This is a genomic window from Chryseobacterium nepalense (genome assembly GCF_023195755.1).
Taxonomy (GTDB): domain Bacteria; phylum Bacteroidota; class Bacteroidia; order Flavobacteriales; family Weeksellaceae; genus Chryseobacterium; species Chryseobacterium nepalense.
In genome coordinates, this window is sequence record NZ_CP096203.1 from 2,789,857 (window position 1) to 2,811,156 (window position 21,300).

Genomic DNA, 21,300 nt, shown 5'->3' on the forward strand with positions numbered 1-21,300 from the left:
TCATGAAATTACACAGAGAATCGAAAGGAACAATCACCGTTGCCTCCTTATTGTTTATCATTTTGAGTGCATTGGCCATTTATTTCCTTGAAATGTGGTCACTGGTGATCATTCTGCCTTTATTGGTTATTTACAGTCTTGTATTCTGGTTCTTCAGGGTGCCAAACCGTGATATCCTTGATCATAGGGAAAATGTAATTGCTCCGGTAGACGGAAAGGTAGTAATGATAAAAGAAGTGGAAGAAGATGAATTTATAAAAGGAAAAGCAATTCAGGTTTCTATATTTATGTCTCCGCTTAATGTTCATATCTGCAGATATCCGGTTTCAGGAAAAGTAATTTACAAAAAATATCACCCCGGAAAATATCTTGTAGCATGGCATGAGAAGTCTTCTACGGAAAACGAAAGAACTACCGTCGCGGTGGAGAGCCTTACCAATCATCAGGTAGTCTTCCGTCAGATTGCGGGATATGTAGCCAGAAGGATTGTTTTCTATTGCAATGAAGGGGATGAGGCGAAAGCAGGCCACGAGTTCGGCTTTATTAAATTTGGGTCGCGGATGGATGTTTTTCTTCCTCTGGATACTGAGATTATCTGTAAGATCGGCGACATTACAAAAGGAGGATTGGATGTAATTGCAAGAATGAAAGACTAATTAATTATTAAAAATACGGTAAGGCCGCTTCTGATGGAGCGGTCTTCTTTATTAATATCATTAAATTCATTAGCAGATTTGCATCAATATAATATTATAGTGGTTATTTTGATACTTATTTGATACTTTGTGGTATTTCGAGGGGGTTAATTTTGTATTTTTGATGAAATAATTTTAATATTCATGAAAAAATATTTACTTTCTTTAATAATTTTTACAGGACTTTGCAAAATTGCAGCTCAAACACCAATAGATGTATTTTCACAAATTGTATTTTACGATGGTTACGCTTCCAATATTGTTGTGCCGGTACCAACAAACACCATCAAGCTGGCTAATTTCAGATATGCAAAAAAATTAACAAATGTTGAATTGAATTCATTTGAAAACAAAATTCAGATGAACGTAACCATCGGAACACTTTGCGATAATTATGACAGAATCGGGGGTGTTCATCTGGCAATGGTCCCGAAAGGTCAGAATTCTTATACATTAAACGATACTTCTGTAAAGAGATTAGAAATTGCAAGGTATATTACTCCTTTCATGAACAAAAATCTTTCTCCAACAGAAGTCCCTTATTCTTTTCAGGTGGATAATCTTTATTCTATATTCAGCAATATGGCAATCCGCAATGCGTATGATATCTGGATTGAACTGGACGTTTTCGGGGTTCCTTATGCTGCCAATACTCAAGTTGCAGGATGTGCAGGAAGAAACGATGTATTTACCGGAACGCTTAACTTTATGACGTATACTGATCCTTCTGTTACAGAAACATTCAATACTCTGATTCCACTTTTAGATTCTAATGAACTCAATAATTATAATAATACAGATCAGGCAGGTCAAACCGTAAGGCTTATTAATTTTAATCTTACACAAAGTGCTACTGATGCTAAGTTCTTTATTGTTTCAACCCCTCACGGAGCGAATACCAACGGAGAAGAATATGTAAGAAGGCAAAACTTTATATCCCTGGACAATAGTCAGGTTTTGACCTTTACTCCCGGAGGAACCTCATGTGAGCCTTACCGGATGTATAATACCCAAGGAAACGGAATTTACGGGGCCAGCCCAAAGCCAGATTCATGGTGGACTTCCTGGAATAACTGGTGTCCGGGTGATGCTGTGCCTATCAGGAGCTTTACCGCAGGTTCTTTATCGGCAGGAAATCATACAATAAAATACGAAGTACCCACAGCTGTTTTTTATGGGCAGGATGGAAGAATCGTCCTTTCAATGTATATGCAGAGCAATAGCCAGCAATTATCTGTAAAGGATGTTTCTACGGTTGATGTCTCTGTCTTTCCGAATCCAACAGCGGATTTTGTGAATATCTGTTCAGATAAAAAGATAAATAGTATTGCTGTTTATTCTGCAGAAGCAAGAAAATTAAATGAGGTAAGAGATTCAAAAGTAGATCTTTCAGATTATCCTGCTGGAGTTTATATATTGGATATTACTCTTGAAGGCGGACTTCAGTTTAAGCATAAAATAATAAAAAAATAAAGATCAACTTCGATATATAAATTAAGTATTTAAAATATTATAAAAATCCCGATGTTCTAAAACGTTGGGATCTTTTTATTAATGGAAGTTCACTTTAATTATCATCAGTTCAAAATTTAAAAATGTACAGAAACCATTTTCTGAAAACAAGCTTAATGTAATTAATAAACCTTTTTAACCTTATCAATCAAACTTAAAATTAATTCAAGGGATAAATCTTCTGTCGGATCAATTAACAGTATTTTGAATTTCTTTCTGCCTTCCTGAAGAAGTTCCGGATGATCAATCCTGTCGCCGTGGTAAAAGCTGATATAATATTTCTTATGTTTTTTGCTGAAATTAAAATAACACAGCATTTTCTTCCTGTATTTGAAAAAAGGCAATCCGAAGCTGAACGTTTCGGTGATATTTTCCGTGTCGGATTTCAGGATTTTTTCGCGTAAAAAAAGAAGAGTACTTCTTGCAGGCTCTTCCAGTCTGTAGAAATACTCTTGTATGGGATTCATTATTGAAATTAAATTTAATCGAAGTTTTGCAGCTCCACCAGCTTGTTATACATTCCTTTCTTTGCGATAAGATCATGGTGTGTGCCTTGTTCTATAATCTTTCCTTTTTCCATCACTACAATCCAGTCGGCTTTCTGAATAGTTGAAAGACGGTGGGCAATGACAAGAGAAGTCCTGTTTTGCATCATTTTTTCCAGAGCATCCTGCACAAATCTTTCAGATTCTGTATCCAGCGCGGAAGTTGCTTCATCAAGAATCATAATCGGTGGATTTTTCAGTACCGCCCGGGCAATAGAAATCCTCTGTTTCTGTCCTCCTGAAAGTTTTCCTCCCGCTTCACCAATGCTGGTGTCGTATTGCTTGGGAAGATCCATGATAAAATCATGGGCATTGGCAATTTTTGCTGCCGCCTGAATTTCCTCTAGAGTAGCATCAGGCTTACCCAGAGAAATATTGTTGCGTATAGAATCGTTGAATAATATATTGTCCTGTGTTACAAGCCCGAATAATTTTCTGTAACTGGATAATTTTATATTGATGATGTTTTCTCCGTCGATAAGAACTTCACCTTCATTAACATCATAGAAACGGGTTATCAGATTTGCCAGTGTACTTTTTCCACTGCCGCTCTGTCCTACCAACGCTATCGTTTTACCTTTCGGAATGGATAATGAAAAATCCTTTAGGACTTCACGGTCTTCATATCCGAATGTAATATTTCTGAATTCTACATTTCTTTCAAAATCTTTAATTTCTTTAGCGTGATTCAGTTCTTTGATATGATAGTCCGCATCCAGAATTTCAAAAATTCTTTTGGCAGAAACTTCTCCTTTCTGAATATTGGAGATCGCTGAAGATAAAGCTTTCAAAGGTTGAAGAATCGTGTAAAATAAAGCAATGTAAGTAATGAATTCACTTCCGGATAAGCCTTTTCCCTGAATGGCAAGCCTTCCTCCGAAGTAAACGATCATCCCAATAGTAATAGCACCCAGAAGTTCACTCACCGGCGAAGCGAGCGCTTTCTTTTTAAAAAGTTTTAAGGAGAGTCTTCTTATATTATTGAGAACGTCATCAAATCTTTTCTTAATCTGTGGTGAAGCATCAAAGATTTTAATAATCTTCAGTCCTACCAGTGTCTCATCAACAAAAGAATACATTTTTCCCAATTCGTTTTGGGCTTCTCCGGTATCTTTTTTCAGGCTTTTTCCAATCATTGAAATTAGCGTCCCCATAATCGGGAAAACCACAAGTGTAAAAATAGTAAGCTCAAAATTAGAATACAAAAGATACCCCATGGTAATGATGATTACGATAGGAGAACGGATAAGGTCAATTAAACTGTTCAGAATATTGCCTTCTACTTCACTTACATCAGAAGTTATCCTGGCAAAGACATCGCCTTTTCTGGAATTTGTAAAAAACGATACCGGTAAATCTAAAATTTTATCATGCAGTTTTATTCTGAAATCTCTGGAAACTCCGGTTCGTGAAAATGTGAGGTAAAACTCCGATAGGTAACTGAAAATATTTCTCAGGAAAAACATGGTGATAAACAGAATACAAGTTATAAGAAGGATGTATTCCGGTCCTTTCTCAATCTGCACCTGCTGGATCTGGTAATTGAAGCTTTCTTTTAAAAATGTTCCTGCCTTTGAAATTCCTTCATAAGTAGGTTGTCTGTTAATCTTTTCTGTTTCTTTATCAAAAAGGATATTCAGCACCGGCATGAAGAAAAGCATGGCAATAATATTGAACAGTGCGTATAAAATATTAAAGAAAATTCCGGCTGCAATTGATTTTTTATAGGGAAGTATGTTATCTATCGCTCGTTTATAATAACTCATTAAATTTTAGATTAATTTACAAAAATAAGGAAATTTAAATGATAAGACGTTTTTAAAGACCTTTTACTTTCTCTAATATGTTTTGCTGGCTCTGGTTTTGTTACAAATATTTTATGAAAAATAAAAAACCACAGATTTCTCTGTGGCTTCTGAAAGATTAAAACCGTACAGAATTATTGTATTTCGGACTGAAATTGTCTGGGGATAATTTTTCAAGCGTTTTTCCCAAATTATTGATGATCTCAGTGAGGTTATCAAAATCTACAACACTGATATCGTCGCTTTCGTTGTGGTAATGGCTGGCTTTTGTCATATCCACAGTGGAAAAAGAATGGGCAATGATCTTCTTTTTCACAAAACTTACATTATCCGAACGGTAAAACAGCTGCTGTGCAGCGTAAGGATCCGGATTAATTTTGAGTCCGTTTGCTGCGTTTTCATTGAAAAGCTCATCCAGGTCAGAAAATTCATCACCGGTCATGAAAAGTGCATTTTTCCCGAATGCGGATTCTGTTGCCACCATTTCAAAATTGAAAAGAGCTGTCAGGTTATTATAAATTTTATCCAGATTTTTATCGTTTGAAATAGCTTTCGATCCCAGCATTCCTTTCTCTTCACCGTTAAAGGCCATAAAAACCAGGGAGAATTTCGGGTCTTTATTCTTAAAATAGTCTGCAATTCCTACAAGTGTTGTGATTCCGCTGGCATCATCATCGGCTCCGTTATAAATATTGTCTTTGGAATTATTACTGGTTCCGATGTGATCAAAGTGCCCGGAAAAGCCTAAATATTTATCTGTTTTACCTTTTTTAATCCCGCAAACATTATACACCGTTTTGCCTTTGTAGTTGAAAGGTACAAGGTAAGAATTTCCTGTGCAGTACTCCAGATTGTTTTCTTTAAAAAGCTTTGCAATATAATTGGCTGCATTTTCATTTTCCTGGGTTCCGATTTCGCGTCCTTTCATTTCGTCTGAAGCTAGCGTTGAAAGGACGGTCTGAATCCTTTCTTTAGAAACTTCCTGAGCGAACGAAAATGCTGAAAAAAGTGAAAAGGTAAGGTAAGTAAGTTTTTTCATGTATACAATTTATAGATAATCTGTCGCAATTTAAATAAAAATGTTGCACATCACTGTGCATTATTTGCATTGAAAAGCCGAAAAAATAAATCTGTGTACAAGGGACAATTAAATAAAAAAAACAGCTCCTGTAAAAGAAGCTGTTCTCACTCAAAAAATCGTTGTACGGTTATCGAAGTCTGTCTACAGATTTTACGAGCCTTTCATCTTTTTTGATATATAGGTTTGCAATAAACAAACATATAATCGCAATTAATGGAAATATTGGCTCAATACCCTTCTCAGGAAACTGAATTCCTCCGGATAAGTTGAGTAACCAGTAAATCAATACACCAACCAACAAAGCGTTTATAATGATGCTGATGTTATTCAGCAAAATTTGTCTTTTTCTGTTTTTATAACTGAATACACTTAATAATCCAGTCAAAACAAGGACTACACACGCTGTATCCAGCACAGGCAGACTCTCTGAAATGATTACATCCTGACCTGTAATGAACAGGAACACAGCGGCTAAAACTGCCAGGAATGTCCATATTGTCTGTATCCTTTGTATCATTATAATTAAATTGCTTGCAAAAATAGCATAAATTTTGCACAATTCAAAAATAAGTGTAGATTTGCATTATACAAATGTACTTGAAAACCAAAGTCACCGGACTTACTTTTCTTACTCACAATTAATTACATTTTTTACATTAAATATGTTTAACATTGAAACGTTAAGGTCAAAATCCGTAACGGAGCTGACTAAAATCTTAAAGGATTTGGGCGTTAAAGTTGCAAGAAATAGCACTGACAATGACAAAATCTTTGCAATTCTTGACTTTCAGGCATCGAATCCCAAAGTGGCAAAAGAATATTTCAACGCCACAGAAAGCAGTATAACTGCCGAAGAGAAAGCCACGGAAAAACCTGCTAAAGCTCCTGCCAGAAAAGCTGCTCCGAAAAAAACAGCAGCCAAGCCTAAAACAGAGGCTAAAGCCGAAGAAGCCCCAAAGGCTGAAGAAAAAACAGAAACAGAAGAGAAACCTTTACAGGAGCCTATCCAGGAAGAGGTAAAAGCAGAACCGGCAGAAATAACAGAAGATACTTCAGCACCGGCTGCAAAGAAAAAAAGGAAAAGAGTTTCCACAGCAAATGCACCTGTAACAGAAACACCACAGGAAAAACCGGAAGCCCATAAAAACACAGAATCTCCAGAACCTGCTCCGGCAGAAGAAAGGCCAAACAACCCTCAAACTCAGGCCAGATCCCAAAAAGGACAACACAACAACAATCCGCACAATAACGGAAATCAGAATAAAAACCAAAACCAGAACCATAATCAAAACCATAATCAGAATAAGCAACAGCAGCAACAGCAGCAACATTCTGAAAGAAATGATGAACACCCGGAACAAAAAAAGGAGTTCAGTTTCGATGGTATGGTAAGTATTGAAGGGGTACTGGAAATTTTACCGGATAATTACGGCTTCCTTCGTTCATCAGATTTTAGCTATATTTCTTCGCCGGATGATGTGTATGTTTCTACTGCCCAGATCAGGAATTTCGGATTAAAAACAGGGGATACCGTAAAAGGCATCGTAAGATTACCGAAAGAAGGCGAAAAATATTTTTCTTTATTAAGACCAACGGAAGTTAACGGACGTGATTTGGCGTTCATTAAAGACCGTGTTGCTTTTGAATATTTAACTCCGCTTTTCCCGGAAGAAAAATTTAATCTGGCAGGAAAAGGATCTACAATTTCTACAAGAGTTGTCGATTTGTTTGCGCCTATCGGGAAAGGACAAAGAGCCATGATTGTTGCCCAGCCGAAGACCGGTAAAACAATGCTTCTGAAAGATATCGCCAACTCTATTGCGGCAAACCATCCTGAAGTTTACATGATGGTACTTCTTATTGACGAAAGGCCTGAAGAGGTAACCGATATGGAAAGAAGTGTCAATGCGGAAGTTATTGCTTCAACCTTTGATGAAGCGGCAGAAAAGCACGTGAAAGTAGCCAACCTTGTTCTGGCAAAAGCTCAGAGAATGGTAGAATGTGGTCATGATGTTGTGATTCTGTTAGACTCCATTACAAGATTGGCAAGAGCATACAATACGGTAACACCGGCTTCAGGAAAAGTACTTTCCGGAGGGGTGGATGCCAATGCGCTGCACAGACCGAAAAGATTTTTCGGAGCGGCAAGAAAAATTGAAGGCGGAGGATCTTTAACGATTATTGCAACGGCACTTATTGATACAGGGTCTAAAATGGATGAAGTGATCTTTGAAGAATTCAAAGGGACAGGAAATATGGAACTTCAGCTGGACAGAAAAATTGCCAACAGAAGAATTTATCCTGCTATTGATCTTGTAGCATCAAGCACCCGTAGAGATGATTTACTTCTTGATGAGGTAACCTCGCAGAGAATGTGGATTTTAAGAAAGTATCTTTCTGAAATGAATCCTATAGAAGCGATGGAATTTGTTGATAAAAATATCAAAGGAACTCTTAATAATGAAGAATTCCTGATGTCCATGAATAAATAATAAATTAATTTATTTTGTTAAATAGAAGCACGGATCACTTGATTCGTGCTTTTTTGTTTTTAGTCATTTTATTAAACTCTAACTTCTTTCTTCTAACTTTTTACTATTGCAATTCATTCTAAATCAATATATCAATGTTAAAGATTTATTAAAGTAATGCCTGTTTTTTGAATGTAGGCTTATTTATGGTTAAATTTGGGTTAATAACATTAAAAATAAAATTATGTCATTTGAATTACCAAAACTAGGATATGCTTACGACGCATTGGAGCCGACAATTGATGCAAAAACAATGGAAATCCACCATACCAAGCATCATCAGGCATATATCGATAATCTGAATAATGCAATTAAAGGAACTGATCTTGAAGGAAAATCAATCGAAGAAATCTGCCAGACAGGAACTGATAAGCCGGCTGTAAGAAATAACGGAGGAGGACATTTCAATCATACTTTATTCTGGGAAATTTTAACTCCGGGAGGAAGCAAAGAACCGGTAGGAAATGTAAAAGCTGCTATTGAAACATATGGCGGTTTTGAGAAATTCAAAACTGATTTCTCTGATGCTGCTAAAACAAGATTCGGTTCAGGATGGGCTTGGTTAGTAAAAAATGCTGACGGTTCTGTTTCTGTAACCTCAACCCCAAACCAGGATAACCCTTTAATGCCTGTTGCGGATGTAAAAGGAACTCCGGTGTTAGGTCTTGATGTTTGGGAGCATGCTTATTACTTAAACTATCAGAACAGAAGGCCAGACTATGTAGCTGCGTTTTTCGATGTAGTAAACTGGGATAAAGTGGAGGAATTATTCAACAAATAATTAAAACTATTCATAAAAAAGAAAGGTTCAGAACAATTCTGAACCTTTTTTAATATCTAGTAGTATCACTTCCCGAGAGTCCGCTCATCCTCAATCCATATTTCCAATTAACATATGCAAAAACCTGATATAATTTATATTCAAATTTTATCCCGTAATTTTCTTTAGGATCATAATCTATAGAAGATTCTATAATATTTCTGTATCGGCCTGAAAAATAATAAGAATTCCATTCGTTTACTAAAATTGTATTCTTCGTTTTGAGGTAAGATTCAGAATATTGACTGATAGGTTTTGCAACGGCACTCATGAAATAATCAAACTGGGTGTCAATTACTGTGAGATCCCATTCGCCATCATCGTTTTTAGATGGTTTCATTTCGGATTTCTCTTTGTCTTTTTTAGACTTATCCTGAGCCAGACAATTGAATGGTAAAAGAATAATGATTATTAGGAATACTAAATTTTTCATACAGATAAAGGTACATAAAAAAAGCACTCGAAATGAGTGCTATAGGTTTATGGTTCTTTCTGGAGAACTACAAATGCCGGAAAGTGGTCACTGTATCCTCCTGTAAACTGATCGCCATTCCAGGACCTGAAGGGATATCCTTTATAGTTTCCTTCTTTGTTCACCAGATAAGGAGGCGCGAAAATTTCTGCCTTATACACCGAATATTCTTTTGTCACCTGATCTGAGATTACATTTTTAGAAACAATAATCTGGTCAAATAAATTGGGAGCATCCTGATAAGCCAAAGAAGCAACTCCTTTTTTGTACAAAGGATACATTAAATTAAGATACGGTGTGGTTTCACTAAGATCTTTCGGGCTTGGCTGAGCTTTCAGATAATTCTTTAGGCTTGAACTTACCGGATCATCGTTAAAGTCACCCATCGCAAAAAGTTTTGTAGATGGATCCGCAGCTCTTACACTGTCCATTTGCTGTTTCAATAAAGCTGCTGCGGCATTCCTTTTAGGAAGTGAAGCTGCTTCGCCTCCCCTTCTGGAAGGCCAGTGATTCATGAAAAATGCCACCTTTTCGTTATCAAGGAAACCGGTAACCACAAGGATATCTCTTGTATATTCCCTTTTTCCGTTGTCACCGAAGATTTTCAATTCTTTTTTCAATGAATTGGTGGGCGTAAATCTTCTCTTCTGATAAATAAGCGCGACGTCAATTCCTCTGTAATCATAAGAATTATAATGGATGATGCCGTAATCGTATTTCTTTAAGGCTGGTTCTTTTATAAGATCTTCAATAACCTGTCTGTTTTCTACCTCAATAAGTCCGACTACTGCAGGAGCTGTCTTTGTATATTGAGCGCCCATTTCTGAGATCACCTTTGCTTCGTTGGCAAGTTTTGCCTTATAAATTTTGGTGTTGTAATTTTTGGGGCTTTGTGGCGTAAATTCTTCAGAGCCGCTTTGGTATCTTACTGCTTTTTTACCCACTAATGCGCCGTCACTCCATACGCCGTCATATTTTTCGGCTTCTAAAAATTTGATGGAATCCATCGGAATGCTTCTGTGGAACGCCGGATTTTTGATGTCTTTTGTTCCGTCGATATAATCTGCCGAACGTATAGTGTCCCAAAGGTTTTCTACATTCAGAAATCCTACTGTTGCTACCTTTCTCAGTTTTCCCTGTTTCTGAGAGAATGCCATCACTGATAGAAAGATGGCCAGGAAACTCGAAAATCTCTTCATTATCTTAGAGTTATTATTAATATTAATTTAATCTGCAAATTTACTTTTTTTTAATTGATGGCATTTTAAATATTTGTAAATTTAAAATGTGAAGGTTGCATTTTTACTTATAATGATTCTTAAAAGTTTGCAATGTTAAGAAAAAATAACCTGAAAAACATTGTAGATTATAAATTTTGACTAAATTTGCCTCCCCAACTTTTAAACTGTTGAGAATTAACAAGAAAAGTATTTAAAAATAAATATACTCATGATTAAAAAACTATCATTAGTCTCTTTATTTACTCTGCTTCCAGCTTCATATTATTTTGCGCAGACCACTGTTTCTGCGTATCTGAAAGATGCTGATGGAAAGCCTGTTGAAAGGGCAGAAGTAGATCTAAAAGGGAAGGACAATGATGTAACGGCGGACAAAATAGGATATTTCCAGTTTGTAGACATTATGCCGGGACATTACCAGATTGTAATTACCAAACCGAATTATGAAACCAAAGTAATGGAGTTTGATGTAATGGACAATGAGAAGAAAAAGGATTTAGGAGTAATTACCCTTTATTCTACGCTAACAAACGCGGATCAGGGTTTAGCAATCATTGACAGTGATGACGAGAGCGATGAAAACAGCAACCAAGTTTCCACAGTAGGCTTGCTGCAGTCTTCACAGGATGTATTCAACAGGATTGCGGCGTTTGATTTAGGGTTTTACTGGTTCCGTCCGAGAGGTATTGATGGCAGAACAGGTGAAACAATGATGAATGGCGTGTCCATGGTAAAATCAGATAATGGTAATGTGGACTTCAGTAACTGGGGCGGACTTAATGAAATCACCCGATATCCCGAAATCGCAACCAACCATTCTCCGTCAGAATATGCATTCGGTGGCAATAGTGGGGTTATTTATAAAAATACGAAAGCCAGTGAATACAGAAAAGGGTTTCAGTTTACCCAATCGTTAACCAACAGAAACTACCGAAACAGAACTTCCCTGCGATACAGCTCAGGAATGAGCAAGAGCGGATGGGCGTTCACTTTGATGGGCGCAAGAAGATGGGCTGAAGAAGGAATTCAGGAAGGAACGTTCTATGATGCCTACGGAACCTATCTTGGTGTTGAAAAAAGATTCAGTGATAAACATACGATGACTTTCAATTTCATCGGTTCTCCATACAGAAGATCTACCGCTAGCCCGAGTACTCAGGAAGTGTATGACTACAGAGGTGTGCACTACAATTCTTACTGGGGATGGCAGGATGGAGAAAAGAGAAGTGAAAGAGTAAGAAAAGGCTTCCAGCCGATCTTTCAGGTACAGGATTTCTGGAAGATCAATAAAAACTCAAATCTCTGGACTACTGTTTCTTATCAGCTTGGTAAAGACAGGGGTTCCCGCTTAGACTGGAATGGTGTAACCAATCCGTCTCCTACATACTACAGGAATTTACCGAGTTATTATCTCAACAGCATTATTTATAACGCAACAAATAATCCGCAATTCACACCCGCTCAATTTACATCTTTAATTGATGGATATAATACGAGCTTAAACAGCTGGGCAAACGGAGATCCGGAAGTTACGCAGATTAACTGGGACAGAATTTACAGAAACAATATGAAGACTGATGTTGTAGATCAGGCTGAAATGTCCCGACTTTACGGGTTAAACGGAAAACGCTCGAAAATATATCTGGTTGATGATGTAAGCGACGATAAAATATTTAATGCAGGAACGCATTATACTTATAATTTTAATGACCGTACCAAGTTTATTTTAAACGTTTCTTATCAGAATTACCGATCTGAGCTTTATCGTGAAATGAAAGATCTTTTGGGCGGAGATTATGCGATCAATGTAGACCCTTTCAAAGAAACCGCAAAACCTGGATCTACCGGATTCTACAATACCCTGGACTCCAATGTTGAAGTAAAGGTGGGAGATCGTATGATGTACAACTATATTCTCAGAAGACAGGAAGCAAAAGTAAATCCGGGTCTGAAATTTTCAACTGGGAATTTTGATGTTTTCGTTTCTGCGTTGGCGGGTTACTCTTCTTCAAGCAGAGAAGGATTGTTCAAACATTATTTATATGAAAATTCTTACGGGAAAAGTAAAGATTATAACTTCTGGAATTTTGGTCTGAAAGGACAGGTTGTTTACCGAATCAATGGTAGAAACTTCCTGGTGTATAACGGAGCAATGTTCAATCAGGCGCCGTTCCTTGAAGATTTGTTTATTAATCCGAGAATTAATGCTCTGGTAAATCCTACCATCAGAAGTACGGTGTATACGGCAAATGATTTAAGCTATGTGGTAAGTACCCCTTTTGTGAAAGTAAGAGCTACAGCTTATTTGGTTGATACCCAAAATGAGACGAATGTACAGCGATTTTTTGCTGATGGTATTCAGCTGAATAACACGAATCCGGACGGAACCGTTTCTCAGGTTCAGAGTGCTTTTGTAACGCAGGTAATGTCTAATGTTGAGAAAAGAAACATGGGTGCCGAATTGGGTGTTGATGTTAAAGTATTACCAACATTATCCTTGCAGGGTCTGGCCAGCTACGGACAGTTTGTATACAGAAACAATCCGGATGTATATCTTGTTTCCGATGCTTCTGGAAGCAGTGTTACTTCATTCGGGAAAGCTTACATTAAAAACTACAAGCAGGGAGGTACTCCTCAGCAGGCTTTCTCTTTAGGCTTCCGTTATAATAGCCCGAAATATTGGTGGGTAGGTGCCAACTGGAATTATCTGGATGATAATTACCTGGATCCGGCTCCGGCATTAAGAACAAATAATTTTATTCAGAATGCTTATTCAAGTACTCCATATCTCGGTCTTACGAATGATGATGTAAGAGATTTGCTGAAACCGGTAAAACTTCCTTCCGCATTTTTCTTAAATGCCAATGTCGGAAAATCTTTCGTTTTCGGAAAGTATTATCTTTTAATCACAGCATCTGTTAATAATATTTTAGATAATAAAAAATACATCACTGGAGGCTTTGAGCAGACAAGAGAAACTAAAGCTGTTGATTTTGCCACAGATTATCTTAGCCCGACGCCTTCTTTCGGACCAAAATACTGGTACAATCAGGGACGTTCCTATTTTGTTAACTTACAATTCAGATTCTAATAAAAAATAAAACAATTATGAATAATATCACTAATTTTTTAAAAACGGCATTTCTGACAGTAGGAGTATTGTCTGCAGTGTCCTCTTGCGTGAAGAACGACGAGTGGGAAACACCACCTATCGAGTGTTCAAATAAATTTCCGGAGCCTACTATTGCAATGGCTGACTTCGTTGCCCAAACTCCTTCTACAGGATATAAATTAATTACTACGGATCAAATTTTCGACGGTTATATTGTGTCATCTGATGAGCAGGGAAATTTCTATAAAACCATTTCTTTTCAGGATAAGACATCAGATCCTACTGTGGGTCTGCAGATTGAAGTGGATAAGGCAAGTAATTTTGCTGATTTTCCGGTAGGAGCACACATCAGAATTAATGCAAAAGGGTTGCGTCTTGGTTTAGACAGAGGAACTGTTAAATTAGGTTCTGAAGATCCTGTTTATGCTATCGGAAGAGTTCCTCAGGCTCTTGTAGGAAGATATATGTCAGGAGTTTGTAACGGAAACGGTTTGGATATCCAGACTATTGTTCCTAAGCAGCTTTCTTCTTTGGCTGAGGCTAAAAATCCCGCTTTAATCAACACTCTGGTTACAGTACCGGATGTTCAGTTTAATATTGCTGAAATTTATCCTACTGTAAAAAAATATATCGATTATGATGCTGGAGGACAGGGGTTGGATACAGACAGAAACATCGAAGATAAATTAGGAAATTCTGCAGTGATCAGAAATTCGGGCTTCTTTAAAACAGGAGGAGAGCTTCTTCCTACAGGAAACGGAAACATTACTTTTGTCGTAAGCCGTTATAATTCAACCTGGCAGATGCTTATCAGAAGTATTTCGGATATTAAATTTACAGGAACAAGAGTAGATGCTACACCGCCAAAAGGGGGTACGGCTATCACCTATTCAGGATCTTTCCTTGAAAATTTTGAAAGCTATCCTACTAATCCTACCAATCTTGAAGTATATCCTAAATATGTAAACGATCCTGTTTTAGGAAACAGATACTGGCAGCTGAAAACTTTCAGTAACAATAAATATATTCAGCTTGGTGCAAATTCAGGTTCAGGACCATATGTAACATATTTTGCGGTGCCTGTTGATTTTACGGCTGCAAATAATTTAAAGTTTGATGTCAATGTAGGATTCTTCAACGGGAATGCTTTAAAAGTATATTACACTACCAACTATACTCCGCTGGGAGATATTACACAGGCTACCAAAACAGATATTACTTCTGCATTTACCATTCCTGTGCTTCCTACAAGCGGATACGGAACATTAGCTCCGGCAGGAACCTATACGTTCCCAACTACTTTAACAGGTAACGGATTTATCTTATTTGAATATTCAGGAAACGGAAGTGGTGTCACTACTACCATTCAGCTGGATAATATTCAGGTTCAGTAAGATTTTAAAATTTAAATATTTAAAGACTGTCCAAAAGACAGTCTTTTTTATTTCAGTGAATTTTTAAATTCATTGTAAGAATCTCAAATATGACTTATTTAACTGTAATCGTTGGATCCCAGTAATAATAACCAAATAATATCTGATTATTACTATTATTTGGGTCTAGTTGATAGAGTGCAAATTGTACATAGAAATTCTCAGTTCCGGTGCTTCTTACTTTAGAATCGAAGCTTGAGAATGTAATATTGGCAGTATTTGCGGGCAGTCCGTTTGCCGAATTATAATTGGGAACTACGGCCTGTTGTCTTGTTACAGCATCATATACAAAGGTGTTAAAGACCTGATCGCCGGACCAGTATTTAATATTGTATATAATTACTGCATCATCTGAATTTTGTGATATTGAAGTGCTCCTGAAAGACACTTCATCTCCTGCCTTTGCACTGAAATTTAAATCTGCTGTACCCTGTCCCGAAATTGCATTTGTGTTTGATACAATCATATGCTGACTGTTGTGATCAATTCCTGTCGGGTTATTTGGATCCTGACTTGGATTGGGGTAATTTGACTTTACATAGTCGGTGTCAATAACTACCAAGATGTCAATCTCTTGGCTCGATGAGTTTAATTCTAAGTCCATTGTATTAATTTTGTTTTTGGTTTTCCTACTCTTTTGGCTTTTCGGAAATCGCCTCGTTATTTATAGTGGTTTCTGATCTCCACTTTGGTTTTGTAATATTACATAGTAAATTTATATGTTTGGAAATGAGAAAGATAGAGTATAAATGCTGAAATTTCATAATTGGTATTTTTACGCAATAAATCCCTTAATGATGATATTTTAAGTAATTAAGATTAAATGAAAAATAAAAGCCACTGCATCTGCAGTGGCCATATTAATATTATGTTTTTAAATTAAAAGGAAACCTCATTCACTTCTTTTCCCCGCTGGAAATTCATGGTCCTCTGATTTCCTTTATAAGCGATATTTACTAGGTTAATCTGCTTAGGAAAAGCACTGAGGAGTATGGTATTTTTAATTCTTAAGGTATTAATATCTGAAACGCCCCCCGTTTCAAAGTATACCCATACTGTTTCTCCACTTACCTGGCTTCCTGTGAACGTTATTGTTTTAGGAGAGCCATTGACATACACATCAAAATTATTGTTTACATATTTTTTTACTTCTGCTTCAAATGCTGCCGTATTAGGGTTTATTTTAATAGCGTCTGAAATATGGTTTGTATTCATTTTTGTGGTGAACTTCAAGGTTTTACTTCCCTCGATATAGTCCACTTTTGTCATTGAAGAGAAAAAGTCTACATTCATGAAACTCATTAACACAAAAAGTGTTAATATTCCTGATATATAAAAATAATTTTTCATCTTAGATAATAGCTTTACAATCATGATTGTTTATTAAAAGTGACAAATAATATGCCAATTAAAAGTTCACATTTACAGAATATTTGTCATAAAATGCCTTAATATGTGCTACTGCTTCGTCGGCTGTATCTACCACACGGTAAAGATCAAGATCTGCTTCATTAATCATTTTTTCTTTCAGTAACGTGGCTTTAAACCAGTCCAGCAAACCACTCCAGAAGTCAGATCCCACCAAAACAATCGGGAATTTTCCGATCTTATTGGTCTGAATCAATGTTAATGCTTCCGTAAGCTCATCCAGCGTGCCGAATCCTCCGGGCATTACTACAAAACCCTGTGAATATTTCACGAACATCACTTTTCTCACAAAGAAATAATCGAAGTTCATGGAATATAATTTATTAATATAAGGATTAAAATGCTGTTCAAAAGGAAGATCAATATTAAGTCCGATAGATTTGCCCTCAACATTGAAAGCGCCTTTATTTCCTGCTTCCATAATGCCGGGTCCGCCACCGGTAATAATTCCGAAACCTAGCTTTGTGATTTTTTCTGCAATTTCCACCGCCATTTTATAATATTTGCTCTGCGGTTTTAATCTTGCCGATCCGAAAATAGAAACGCACGGACCAATTTTGGCCAGTTTCTCATACCCATCCACAAATTCAGCCATTACCTTAAAGACCATCCAACTGTCTTTGGTGATGGTTTCATCCCACGTTTTCTGTCGAAGACTGTTCTGAAGTTTTACGTCATTACTATCAAGTTCAGGATTTACCAAACTCTCATCTCTGGTTCCTTCAATTCCCATTTCAACTTATTTAAAATATTTTTCGGCTCGTTTTATAGATTCCGGCTTTCCTACATCTATCAATATGCTTTCATGTACAAATCCATGAATTTGTTCCGTCTGCATAAGGTCAAGATATTCTTCCATCACGGAAAACTTGCCCGTTCTTTTTATTTTGTCAAACATCAGAGGATTAATACAGTGAATTCCGCTAAAAGCCAATGCTCTGAAGCCTTTATTGAATTCTGCAAGCCTTTGTTCACCGGTCTGTACATTAAGCCAGCCTCTTAAAATCATCTCATCATTGAAAAGCAGTTTTCTGGAGCTTTCCCTGTCCGAAACGGCTAATGTAGCAAAATCTTTTATCTTTTTATGATATTCTACAAATTGTGTGATATTCATATCGGTAAGAATATCAGCATTCATAATAAGAAAATCTTCCCCATGATCGAGGAATTTTCTAGCAAAAATTAAGCCGCCTCCTGTTTCCAGCAGCTCATCAGATTCATCTGAAATTTCAATTTTACACCCGAAATTATCATTCCGGTTTAAAAAATCAATTATTTGATTTCCAAAATGATGAATGTTTATGACGAAATCATTTATCCCGAAATTTTTTAAATATTTAATATTTCTTTCCAAAAGCGGAATATCATTCACTTTCGCCAATGCTTTCGGATGATGATCAGTGAATGGTTTCAACCGGGTTCCTTTTCCCGCCGCAAAAATTAGAGCCTTCATATTTTATGAGTAATGAGTAATTGGTAATGAGTAATAAATGGTTAACAATAAATAATAAAATATCAACGAATTTAAAAATATTACTTATTGCACATTACTCATTACTTATGATTAAGTTGGTGCTGCTCATCGTGATGCAGGCTTATTTCCACTTTATCAGCATATTTTTCTTCAATGAAATGAGCTATCTTTATGGCGGAATATACGGACCTGTGCTGTCCTCCGGTACACCCGAAATTGATCTGCAGGTTCTCAAATCCTCTTTCCAGGTAATTGTCTATGTTGATGGAAATAAGACTTTTGATAAGGTCTAAAAATTTAGGCATATCGGTTTTTGTTTCGAGAAATTCCTGAACACCGATATCGTTGCCGGTCTGGATTTTATATTCTTCAATTCTTCCGGGATTCAGAATACCACGGCAGTCGAAGGTAAAACCGCCTCCGTTACCTGTTATGTCTTTCGGAATTCCTCCTTTTTTGTAGGAGAAACTGTGTATGTCAATGTGTAGCATTTTATTTTTTAATTTATTTTAATTAACCATTAACTTCTGAAAAAATCTTAATGGTTCAAGATATCCTTAATTTTTAAACTTGTTTTTGGCAATTGTAATTGTTCAATCACTTTCTTAAGTTCAGGGTACTCTTTCATATTCTCCCAACTGTCTGCAAATGTTGTAATATTTTCAATTCCTTTTTCGATGCTTGCGATGAAATGAGATTTCCTTTGGATCAAACCTCTGAAGCCGTAAGCTCCGAGTACCTGCAGAAATCGCATCATCTGGAGCGGTTTTATGGATTGTCCTAAATCCTGTTTTGTCGTTTCACTCTCAAATTGATGGATATAAAAATTAAGCATCTCATTTTTAAAGTCTTCCGGAAAATTGGCTTTTGCCTGAAATAAAAATGAGATTACATCATACATGAAAGGTCCTTTCATAGCAGATTGATAATCAATGAATGAGACCTCATTTCGCTCATTTACCATAATATTTCTGGACTGAAAATCGCGGATCATCAAGCCCTTGGGCCCAAGATTCTCTATCAATAAAGCTATTTTTTTAAATTCTTTGAGCAAGGCAGATTTGTGATATTCCAGTTCGAGAACATCGGCCACAAAATTTTTAAAATAATAAAGATCATGAATTACAGGAAGTTCATCATAGCTTTCGTATTCAAAGGCTTTTGTAAAATTGATTTTATCCTGCGTGAGTATCTGCAGCTGATAAAGCTGTTCCAATGTCTGCCGAACTAAGTTTTTTACATTTTCAGATAATCCTTCTTTTGTGATAATATCGGAAAGGGTATTTTCTCCAAGGTATTCCTGGATATACATTTTTCGGTCTTCAGAAACAGCAAAAATCGCAGGTGTATTGAGCTTTAGATCAGAAAATATTTTCGAGTAATACAGAAAACTTTCATTTTCCGTAATATTTTCATTGTAAGTAATTATAAACTTTCTATCGGCTTTAGCGAAAAAATTTACTCTCGAAGAGCCACTTTGAGCTAACGTGATAAACTCAGAAGACTTTTTTCCTGTAATATTTTCAAAAAACCGTTTTGCGTTCTCAACATTCATAGGCAAAACAAATATAGTAAATTACAGTCTAATTTCTATCTTTGTTACATGTTAAAGGATTTTAAACCGGTGTTAAACATTTTGTTACGCTTCGTTATTGTATACGTAGTGTTACTCCTTGCTTACCAATATTACCTGAACAGTTTCCGCTATGGAGGTCTGGATCCTTTCTCGCGTCTCATTACGGAACAGGTAAAGGATGTTCAGAATTATCTTGGGTATCCTACTCAGCTTTATGATGATGTAAAGGGAGAGCAGGTATATTTTTATGTAAGAAATTTTTATCCGACCCGAATGGTGGAAGGATGTAATGCGATATCGGTAATGATCCTTTTTGTTGCATTTGTAATAGCCTTTTATAAAGGTTTTAAAACTTTTATTTTTATATTGGCGGGACTTGTTTTACTTTATATAATGAACCTTTTCAGAATTGTGGGATTAAATATTGTAATGACCGATCATAAGGAATATGGTAAAGTTTTTCATGATTTTATTTTTCCTGCCGTAATCTATGGAACTGTTGTGCTTCTGTGGCTGATCTGGATAAAATTCTTTGCTTTAAAAAATGAAAATTCTTAGCTGGTTTATTGTTATTTTAGGCGTTTTCGGCCTTATTGCCGTACGTGTTTTCGAGGATAGGCTTTTTTATGATCCTTTTCTTGATTATTTTCATGAAGCCAATAAAAACCAGCATTTTCCGGATTTTGTATGGGGGAAGCTGATGGCCGGTCATCTGTTCAGGTTTTTTCTGAATCTTTTTTTCTCCTGTTTAATCATTCATTTCTGGTTCAACAATAAACGCTGGACTATACAGGGAGCTCTTTTAATGGTCATTGTCTTTGCCATTACTTTTCCAATTTACCTGTATTGCATTTCTGACCGGTTTGAGCTGGGTTACCTCTTTTCTTTTTATATGAGAAGGTTTGTGATCCAGCCTTTGATTCTATTGCTGATTATTCCTCTGTTCTATTACCGCCGGTATACGTTTGAAAATAATACTTAGGCGTTTAAGATATATTTAGATATACCTAAGATGTATAAATATATATGTAATACATGTATGGTACTATATAAAGCGTATAGCTGGATATTTAAGATGTATTTTTATATATGTAACATGTATACGGATATATCTAAGACGTAAAAATATAGGTCTAAGACGTAGAAATATATATCTTAGGTAGATTTTCGAACACAATAACTTAAAAAAATACTATGATGATTAACAGAAAGTACCTGCAGAAAAGCCAACATCCCCATCCTCATATCGGGCAGTTAATAAAAAGGGTAATGCGGGAAAAGAAAATTACTCAGGCTGAGGTAGCCAGACGCATGGCACTCACTCCTTCTTCCATTGCCAAATATTTCCGTCAGCCCTCTCTCCAGTTCGGTATCCTGTGGAACCTCAGTATGGCAATAGGGTATGATTTTCTGACAGCGCTTACCGATTACTATCCTCCATCTTTACCTCTCAACGAGGATGCTAAGATTGTAAAAGAACTTGCTGAAAAAGAACAAAGAATAGCAGATATGGAAAAAGAGATTGCAATTTATAAAGCTGCTTTAGGAATAAAAGCGTAAGCTTTTTGCCACGGAGAT

21 protein-coding genes are annotated in these 21,300 nt (G+C 36.4%); 9 read left to right on the forward strand and 12 right to left on the reverse strand.

Going from position 1 to position 21,300, the window contains the following annotated elements; translation table 11 throughout:
- The first annotated feature begins 2 nt into the window (after positions 1 to 2).
- Both M0D58_RS12390 and M0D58_RS12395 read left to right on the forward strand, forming a co-directional pair.
- Entirely contained in the window at positions 3 to 656 is a 654-nt protein-coding gene (locus tag M0D58_RS12390; RefSeq protein WP_248389725.1) for a phosphatidylserine decarboxylase family protein, read from the forward strand.
- Positions 657 to 839: 183 nt separating this feature from the next.
- Entirely contained in the window at positions 840 to 2,168 is a 1,329-nt protein-coding gene (locus M0D58_RS12395) for a peptide-N-glycosidase F-related protein (protein ID WP_248389728.1), read from the forward strand.
- 161 nt (positions 2,169 to 2,329) lie between these two features.
- On the opposite strand, the gene M0D58_RS12400 is transcribed toward M0D58_RS12395, so the two are convergent.
- From M0D58_RS12400 to M0D58_RS12415, 4 genes are all read right to left on the reverse strand, one after another.
- Positions 2,330 to 2,674, reverse strand: a complete 345-nt coding sequence (locus M0D58_RS12400) for a DUF1801 domain-containing protein (RefSeq protein WP_248389731.1) — start codon at positions 2,672 to 2,674, stop codon at positions 2,330 to 2,332.
- A 14-nt stretch (positions 2,675 to 2,688) separates the two neighbouring features.
- Positions 2,689 to 4,518, reverse strand: coding sequence for an ABC transporter ATP-binding protein (locus M0D58_RS12405; protein ID WP_248389734.1), 1,830 nt, complete (start codon positions 4,516 to 4,518; stop codon positions 2,689 to 2,691).
- Positions 4,519 to 4,675: 157 nt separating this feature from the next.
- Positions 4,676 to 5,596 (reverse strand): M28 family peptidase, encoded by a 921-nt coding sequence (locus M0D58_RS12410; protein WP_248389737.1) that lies wholly within the window; start codon positions 5,594 to 5,596, stop codon positions 4,676 to 4,678.
- A gap of 169 nt (positions 5,597 to 5,765) precedes the next feature.
- Entirely contained in the window at positions 5,766 to 6,155 is a 390-nt protein-coding gene (locus M0D58_RS12415) for a DUF4293 family protein (RefSeq protein WP_248389740.1), read from the reverse strand.
- A 145-nt stretch (positions 6,156 to 6,300) separates the two neighbouring features.
- Here M0D58_RS12415 and rho point away from each other — a divergent pair, with 145 nt between their 5' ends.
- Together rho and M0D58_RS12425 are read left to right on the forward strand one after the other, a co-directional pair.
- On the forward strand, positions 6,301 to 8,130 hold the full coding sequence (gene rho / locus M0D58_RS12420; RefSeq protein ID WP_248389742.1) for a transcription termination factor Rho: 1,830 nt from the start codon (positions 6,301 to 6,303) through the stop codon (positions 8,128 to 8,130).
- 223 nt (positions 8,131 to 8,353) lie between these two features.
- Entirely contained in the window at positions 8,354 to 8,950 is a 597-nt protein-coding gene (locus M0D58_RS12425; protein WP_248389745.1) for a superoxide dismutase, read from the forward strand.
- A 49-nt stretch (positions 8,951 to 8,999) separates the two neighbouring features.
- On the opposite strand, the gene M0D58_RS12430 is transcribed toward M0D58_RS12425, so the two are convergent.
- On the reverse strand, positions 9,000 to 9,422 hold the full coding sequence (locus M0D58_RS12430) for a DUF6146 family protein (protein WP_248389748.1): 423 nt from the start codon (positions 9,420 to 9,422) through the stop codon (positions 9,000 to 9,002).
- A 47-nt stretch (positions 9,423 to 9,469) separates the two neighbouring features.
- The gene (locus M0D58_RS12435; protein WP_248389752.1) at positions 9,470 to 10,660 is read right to left on the reverse strand and encodes an endonuclease/exonuclease/phosphatase family protein; all 1,191 of its coding nucleotides are present in this window, start codon (positions 10,658 to 10,660) and stop codon (positions 9,470 to 9,472) included.
- 250 nt (positions 10,661 to 10,910) lie between these two features.
- Between M0D58_RS12435 and M0D58_RS12440 the strand changes: the two genes are divergently transcribed.
- A complete protein-coding gene (locus tag M0D58_RS12440; protein ID WP_248389755.1) occupies positions 10,911 to 13,790 on the forward strand; it encodes a carboxypeptidase-like regulatory domain-containing protein in 2,880 nt (959 codons plus the stop codon).
- 17 nt (positions 13,791 to 13,807) lie between these two features.
- On the forward strand, positions 13,808 to 15,205 hold the full coding sequence (locus tag M0D58_RS12445) for a M949_1556 family lipoprotein (RefSeq protein ID WP_248389766.1): 1,398 nt from the start codon (positions 13,808 to 13,810) through the stop codon (positions 15,203 to 15,205).
- Between the two features lie 94 nt (positions 15,206 to 15,299).
- On the opposite strand, the gene M0D58_RS12450 is transcribed toward M0D58_RS12445, so the two are convergent.
- The 6 genes from M0D58_RS12450 to M0D58_RS12475 all read right to left on the reverse strand — a co-directional run bounded on the left by M0D58_RS12450 (position 15,300) and on the right by M0D58_RS12475 (position 19,701).
- On the reverse strand, positions 15,300 to 15,848 hold the full coding sequence (locus M0D58_RS12450; RefSeq protein ID WP_248389768.1) for an inclusion body family protein: 549 nt from the start codon (positions 15,846 to 15,848) through the stop codon (positions 15,300 to 15,302).
- A gap of 275 nt (positions 15,849 to 16,123) precedes the next feature.
- Complete coding sequence (locus M0D58_RS12455; RefSeq protein WP_326988558.1) at positions 16,124 to 16,537, reverse strand: DUF6702 family protein; 414 nt, start codon at positions 16,535 to 16,537, stop codon at positions 16,124 to 16,126.
- A gap of 115 nt (positions 16,538 to 16,652) precedes the next feature.
- On the reverse strand, positions 16,653 to 17,405 hold the full coding sequence (locus tag M0D58_RS12460) for an LOG family protein (RefSeq protein ID WP_248389775.1): 753 nt from the start codon (positions 17,403 to 17,405) through the stop codon (positions 16,653 to 16,655).
- A 6-nt stretch (positions 17,406 to 17,411) separates the two neighbouring features.
- Complete coding sequence (locus M0D58_RS12465; RefSeq protein WP_248389778.1) at positions 17,412 to 18,125, reverse strand: nucleotidyltransferase family protein; 714 nt, start codon at positions 18,123 to 18,125, stop codon at positions 17,412 to 17,414.
- 101 nt (positions 18,126 to 18,226) lie between these two features.
- Positions 18,227 to 18,637, reverse strand: coding sequence for a RapZ C-terminal domain-containing protein (locus M0D58_RS12470; protein ID WP_248389781.1), 411 nt, complete (start codon positions 18,635 to 18,637; stop codon positions 18,227 to 18,229).
- Between the two features lie 47 nt (positions 18,638 to 18,684).
- Positions 18,685 to 19,701, reverse strand: coding sequence for an aminoglycoside phosphotransferase family protein (locus tag M0D58_RS12475; protein ID WP_248389784.1), 1,017 nt, complete (start codon positions 19,699 to 19,701; stop codon positions 18,685 to 18,687).
- Between the two features lie 48 nt (positions 19,702 to 19,749).
- On the opposite strand from M0D58_RS12475, the gene xrtF reads away from it, so the two are divergent.
- The 3 genes from xrtF (at position 19,750) to M0D58_RS12490 (ending at position 21,282) form a co-directional block, all read left to right on the forward strand.
- Complete coding sequence (gene xrtF / locus M0D58_RS12480) at positions 19,750 to 20,280, forward strand: exosortase family protein XrtF (protein ID WP_248389787.1); 531 nt, start codon at positions 19,750 to 19,752, stop codon at positions 20,278 to 20,280.
- Positions 20,267 to 20,704, forward strand: a complete 438-nt coding sequence (locus tag M0D58_RS12485; protein WP_248389789.1) for an exosortase F system-associated membrane protein — start codon at positions 20,267 to 20,269, stop codon at positions 20,702 to 20,704. The genes xrtF and M0D58_RS12485 overlap by 14 nt, the downstream gene beginning before the upstream one ends.
- Before the next feature lie 212 nt (positions 20,705 to 20,916).
- Positions 20,917 to 21,282 carry a helix-turn-helix domain-containing protein gene (locus tag M0D58_RS12490; RefSeq protein WP_248389792.1) on the forward strand — a complete coding sequence of 122 codons (366 nt, stop codon included), beginning with the start codon at positions 20,917 to 20,919 and terminating at the stop codon, positions 21,280 to 21,282.
- Positions 21,283 to 21,300 lie beyond the last annotated feature (18 nt).